The organism is Orenia sp. (assembly GCF_055140805.1).
This window is the reverse complement of the sequence record NZ_JBSQYM010000167.1, coordinates 1-5,923: the sequence shown is the minus strand read 5'-3', so window position 1 is coordinate 5,923 and position 5,923 is coordinate 1. Positions and strand designations below refer to the sequence as shown.

The following is a 5,923-nucleotide window of genomic DNA, read 5'->3' as shown; positions in this document are numbered from 1 at the left end:
TTTTTATAATGGTAAATTTACTAGCCACAGGTTTCAACCTGTGGTGATGATGACATGTTACACTACGGGTTAAAACCCGTAGCTAAAACTTAAAGTGTCCTAATATCTCCATAAATATTGTCAGATTGAAATTTAACCAGTACAACTCATTATATAACAAAATAATTAAATTCACTTACAAAAGATCAATAACAACTTTAAAATTAATAGCCCAATCTTTAGGATTCTCTTCAAAGTGACTATCTTTAGGTCCTAAGAAGTTAATAATTTCAATAGACGGTGTAAACTTATCTCTACCAGTATAATCTAACTCAAAGCTTCTACATTGACCAGAGTCACTGAGATTATACACTTCCTCTAATTCCCATGACCAATCTGCGAAAGAATCACCTTGATTTCCTATTACACAGATCAAATAGTCATCCTCTTTTCGATAGTACTCTAAAGTAATTACCTTACTTCCCTCAGTGATATATTCTCCTCCTAAGAGATAATAGCTAAACTCCTCTCTTTCACTTCTCCAATAACGTAAATTATACTCTCCCCGCATCGTCAAGCCATTAAGAAAATCCTTAGAGTAATTTACCCCTAAATTAATTCCATCTTCTTTCCTTAAAGTATTGGCTTTCTTTAAAGGATGATATAATTCTTCTAATTGACTATCATCCTGTTGATAGGAGAGAATAATAGTATAATCACTACTTTCTAGTAATGAATTAAACTTTATCCAACTACAGTAGAATCTCTTATTATCACTATCTAGACTAGCACCTACTTTGAAGGTAGAGTAATCAACCATCAAACTTAGTTCACTGCCTATATAATTTTCGTCACTATTTAGAGGATAGGTTGGGGAATAATCAAAGCCTTTGCCCCAAGTCCAGTCCCTTTTACCAATCTCTAAGATACTATGAGCAATCATCCCACTGATAGTAGCCTCTTCTATATCCAAGGAGCTATCCTCAGTTTCCCCCTCTAAAATAATATTATATTGATAAAGCTTATATATCCCAGAAAGGCTAAGTTCCAAGGTACTCTCTATATCACTCTCTAAATCATCGATAACTGCTTTAGGCAAACTATCATCATCGATATGGGAGTAATTAAATTCAGTAGTTAATTTACTGTCTATTTCAATGGCTCTAACATTATCTATAACTGATAGGTTGAAGATAAATATAAATAATAAGATCAATAAGAGTCTTTTATTAAGCACCTTAACCCTCCTCTAATCTCTGATAAGTAGATTAAATTTGCCCATCATTAATGGTTGAAAGGCCTTAGCAGATAGTTTCTTATTCTCTATATCGATATATTTCAATTCTGTAATTCTATCTTGATTCTGCAAGAGATTTTTAATTACTATATCAGCAAGTTCATGCTCTCCTATCTTTCTATAATTCTTATAGGTTAATTCTTTAAGTGGAATTCCGGTTATTGCTTTCAAAATAACTTTTTTTATATAACATCCTCCTTTACTAATAGTCAATTTAGCTTGCTGATAAGACGTCTGGCTATCTTTAGCTACTAATTCAAAGATATAATTATCTTCTGTTTCACTATATTCTTTAATCTGATAATCATTATAATAATCAATTCCTACAGTCTCTCCAACCCCAGCATCACCAAATAGCTTCTGACTTCCTGATACTCTGATAGGACGGTGTAAGCCTTTCTTATACATCCAAGTATTAGTCCTAATAACTAAAAATTTATTATCAGTTAATCTTTTAGGGGCTCTAAAAGTTACCATCTGCCGTTCTCCACCATTATAGATATAAACCTTCAAGCTAGAGCTATCTCTCTTATCACCTTCACTTACTATACATTCCATCTCAAGCAGATAAGAATCTTGATTTAAATTCTGTTTTTGAAAAGCTAATTTGATTATATCTTTAGGCTCTTTGGCATAAATAAGATTGGTGCTGGACATCAAAATAATTAAAGCTAAAAGTAAGATTAAACTTTTATTTATAGATTTCATTAAATACACCTCAACTTCAATTGTTTTTGATTGCTAATCATAGCTTTTCAAAAGTTCTAATCATATGCTCTCTCATATTCTTTTGAATCTCTCTTCTAATAAAAGGGATCTTGTAAAAGAAATTAGCAAATAAATTTATAAACCTTTTCTTCCAATTTTTTTGAGGAAAATCATATAATTTATTCTTCTTATAATAGATATGGTCTGCTCTGAAAGGAAAACGAAGCTCTCCCCAGATCTCATCTCTAAAGATCTTATATGCACTGACACCTCTACAGGTCATTGGTGCTATAACATTCTGCCTTGAAAATTTTACAAGCCTTTCTGCTGTACTAGATAATAATTCATCAATTACTCCCACATCATTATATTCATCACTTATAATATCTACCAGATTGGCTTGATCAAACTCAGTAGAGGTTCTAATTATCTCATCTATATTATTATTTTGACTGATTACTCCTGAGATGAGATAGGCAACCTGCTTTCCAACAAGCTGAGGTTGATGAGTTTGAAAGAAACGCCTATCTATAAACCTTTTAAATAAGGCACTAAGGTATCTATCTTTAATAGTAACCGCAAACACAATAATATCTGCTTGCTGAATCTTATCCTCATATATCTCTCTAATAGCATCCTGATTATCATAAGCACAATTATTATCATAAGCACATTTTAAACAACCAAGACATCCTCCTTTAATCTCCTCTTTTGAAAGGTCAATTAATTCAGGACTTTGAGTAAAGAGAGATTTGAATCTATCCACCATTCTACCAAGGTTAGTATCAGAATCATAATAGTCACAGATTACCAGTACCTTCTCTGTTCTATTAGCAACTTTTTGCTGGTCAATAGGTGAAGTAGGATTATATTCTAAAACTTTCTTATCTATTCTTGAAAACCTCTTGCTAGTTCTTCTGTTATTAGAGACGGTATTCACTATCTCCTTAAAGAAAGAGTTTAGTTTCTCTCTATTATCTTCTGCTAACAAGTCATACATTTTAGCAGAGAAAGAGCTAATAAAGTTCATCTCTAAATCTTCAGATATAGCCTGAATATAGTTATGGGCAGTATGATCGAAAAAGTTAACTGATGTACTTAGTGATGCAGAGTACTTTCCTTTAAAATCTTTAGCATAAGCAGATTCAAAGATCAGCTCGATAAATCTCTTATACTCTGAATGAACTAGGTACACATAAAGAGGAAAAGCCCAGAATACTAAATCACATTCAAGTATTGATTGCATTAAAGTATCGAATTCTTCTTTTGAGTCTTCAAGCTTTACTATTTGATTAGATACATTGAAGTACTTAAATTGGTGATCGCTAAAGTTCTCCTCTAAATATTTGACATATTGCATAGTAACACTTGTCTGCCCCTTAGGACTTCCATTCAATATAGCAATTTTCATAAAAACACCTCGCTTTTATAATCATTTAATCTTTTATTTAACTGTCAACTGTACACTATACACTGTCAACTATTGATATAAAGCATAGCTTTATATCAATTAAACGTGTCTCAGCATCTCAACTACCTTCAGGCGTGATGCTTTTAATGCAGGATATAATGCCGATAAAGTAGTCACCATAATTACGATTAAAAAAGGGATAATTCCGTTATTTAAAGCTAACTTGATATAGAGAGGAACCTCACCACTACTAGGTGGAGTATAGGTTATATTTAAATTATTAATAATTACACCTGTTCCCCAACCACAAGCAACTCCTATAATTCCACCTATAATTCCCAAAATTAAAGCCTCCTCAATTAATTGGACAAATACTTGACTTCTTCTCGTGCCAATCGCTCTAATTGTCCCGATTTCACCCATTCTTTCAAAAAAGGACATCGACATAATCTCTAAGATGCTCATAAAGATTAAAATAAAGACTAAAATTGATAAGAAGAAGAAGGCTGTATCATACAATCCTTTAACCTGATGATAAAAATTAGCTAAATCTCGCCAACTTCTAAGTTCCACCGCTAAGCCCTCTCTTTTAAACTCTCCTTCCAACTCTTGAATAAGACTCTCAGTTAAGTCAGTATCACTTAGCGTTACTTTGAAATTATCTACTCCATCAGTATTTAGCATAGTCTGAGCAAAGCTAAGGGGCATCATGATATAATGGCTATCGGCATCATCATTTCCGACAGAGAAGGAGCCACTTAACTGTAAACTACCTGCATTGTAGGCTCCATCAATAGTAGTAGCCATAATAGAGACCCAATCATCAACTTTAAGATGGAGCTTCTTTCTTACCCCTTCACCTACTATTACTTTAGTCTCATCTCCAGCAAATAATTTAGTTCCACTTTTGATTTCAAGGTTCTGTCCATCATCAGTCTCTATTCCCATTCCCGAAACGATAGTACTCCTATCTTCTGTTCCTAAAATCCCTGCTATCTCTAGTGTATTTGTATAGTCTATAACCTCTTCTTTAGCATCAAGTACCTTTGCAATCTTATTGATATCTTGACTACTTAAGATTTTTCTCTCTTCACTTCCCTCATCCCAAAAGCCTTCTTTAGCAATCTGCAAATGGCTATATTGATTAATTGCCATCAACTCTAAACCATCATAGGTTGCTGAAAAATATCCTTTCAATAAGAATAATACTGCTACACTGATAAGAATCAATACTAAACTCAATAAGGAGCGTCGCTTATTTCTTAAGATATTACGCCAGGCTATTTTAAGCATTAGAGTTGACCTCCTTTATCTTCAAACTACCATCTTGAATCTCAATCAGCTTTTGCGCATATTTATTGACAAATAAGTCATGGGTTACAATCACAAAAGCAACATTATATTCTCTATTTAAATTTAACATTAGCTCAATTATCTTCTCTCCGGTTTTGGTATCGAGATTTCCTGTTGGCTCATCAGCCAGAACTATTTCTGGATCAGTAACTAAAGCCCTAGCAATAGCCACTCTCTGCTTCTGTCCACCAGATAATTGATTAGGTAAACGTTGAGCCATTTTAGAAAGTCCCACTTGTTCTAGAATTCTATCAACCATTCTCTTTCTTTCTGACTTACTAACCTTCTGTAAGAGCAGGGGATACTCTACATTTTCCCATGCTGTCAGAACTGGAATCAACTCAAAGTATTGAAATACTAACCCAATCTTATCCCTCCTCAGCTCTGTCCGTTCTCTATCACTTAATGAACTTAGAGAAATATTATTAATCTGGATATCTCCTAAGCTAGCTTCATCAATACCAGCTAACAAATTAAGCAGAGTAGATTTACCGCTACCTGAAGGTCCATTTACTACAATAAAATCACCTTTATCAATAGTTAAGTTTATATTCTTTAAAGCCTGAACCTCTTCAACTTGACTAGAGTAGGTCTTACTTAGATTTTCTAGCTTAATAATAGCCAATTTAACTCCCCCTTGAAATCATCTCTTAATTATATTATATGTACTAGCTCTCTTTACCACATCTACTAAAGGTTCCATTTCTATCAGACAAGAAGTAGGAAGAAATATCATACCATTGGAGTATAGAATTATCTGTTATGTTCAACAGATAATTCATACACGAAGAGTTATTTATAACTCGGAGGGGACTTGACTTACAACAAAACATCAAAAATTAGAGTCTCATTAAAAATATGCTAATTATCTAACTTAGATAGAATTATCTGTCATGTTCAGCAGGCTAGTCATCACGGAGAGTTATTTATAACTCAGAAGGAGCTTAACTTAGATTAACTTGGATTAACAGATATATTTAGAGTCATACTAAAGATTGAAAACTTATAAATCTATCTAGTATAATCATTCAAGTTTATATGTTTTCATATAGAGATAATGAAACACTTTTACTTCATAAGTTCAAAATCACTAAACCTCTTAAAGTATAAGGTTTTATCTTTTTACTGTAAACTGTCCACTGTCAACCGTCAACTCTAAGGAAGTATCGCAATAT

General features: G+C 33.0%; 5 protein-coding genes. All 5 read right to left on the bottom strand.

Features of this window, described 5'->3' with window-relative positions; genetic code table 11:
- Positions 1 to 175: 175 nt before the first annotated feature.
- The 5 genes from ACTCDL_RS13460 to ACTCDL_RS13440 all read right to left on the bottom strand — a co-directional run bounded on the left by ACTCDL_RS13460 (position 176) and on the right by ACTCDL_RS13440 (position 5,373).
- A complete protein-coding gene (locus tag ACTCDL_RS13460; protein WP_463177799.1) occupies positions 176 to 1,216 on the bottom strand; it encodes a hypothetical protein in 1,041 nt (346 codons plus the stop codon).
- 12 nt (positions 1,217 to 1,228) lie between these two features.
- Positions 1,229 to 1,984, bottom strand: coding sequence for an outer membrane lipoprotein-sorting protein (locus ACTCDL_RS13455; protein ID WP_463177796.1), 756 nt, complete (start codon positions 1,982 to 1,984; stop codon positions 1,229 to 1,231).
- A 37-nt stretch (positions 1,985 to 2,021) separates the two neighbouring features.
- The gene (locus ACTCDL_RS13450; protein ID WP_463177793.1) at positions 2,022 to 3,395 is read right to left on the bottom strand and encodes an NAD(P)H-dependent oxidoreductase; all 1,374 of its coding nucleotides are present in this window, start codon (positions 3,393 to 3,395) and stop codon (positions 2,022 to 2,024) included.
- 99 nt (positions 3,396 to 3,494) lie between these two features.
- Positions 3,495 to 4,688, bottom strand: a complete 1,194-nt coding sequence (locus ACTCDL_RS13445) for an ABC transporter permease (RefSeq protein ID WP_463177788.1) — start codon at positions 4,686 to 4,688, stop codon at positions 3,495 to 3,497.
- Positions 4,681 to 5,373, bottom strand: coding sequence for an ABC transporter ATP-binding protein (locus tag ACTCDL_RS13440; protein ID WP_463177781.1), 693 nt, complete (start codon positions 5,371 to 5,373; stop codon positions 4,681 to 4,683). Before ACTCDL_RS13440 ends, ACTCDL_RS13445 begins: the two co-directional genes overlap by 8 nt.
- Positions 5,374 to 5,923: the final 550 nt, after the last annotated feature.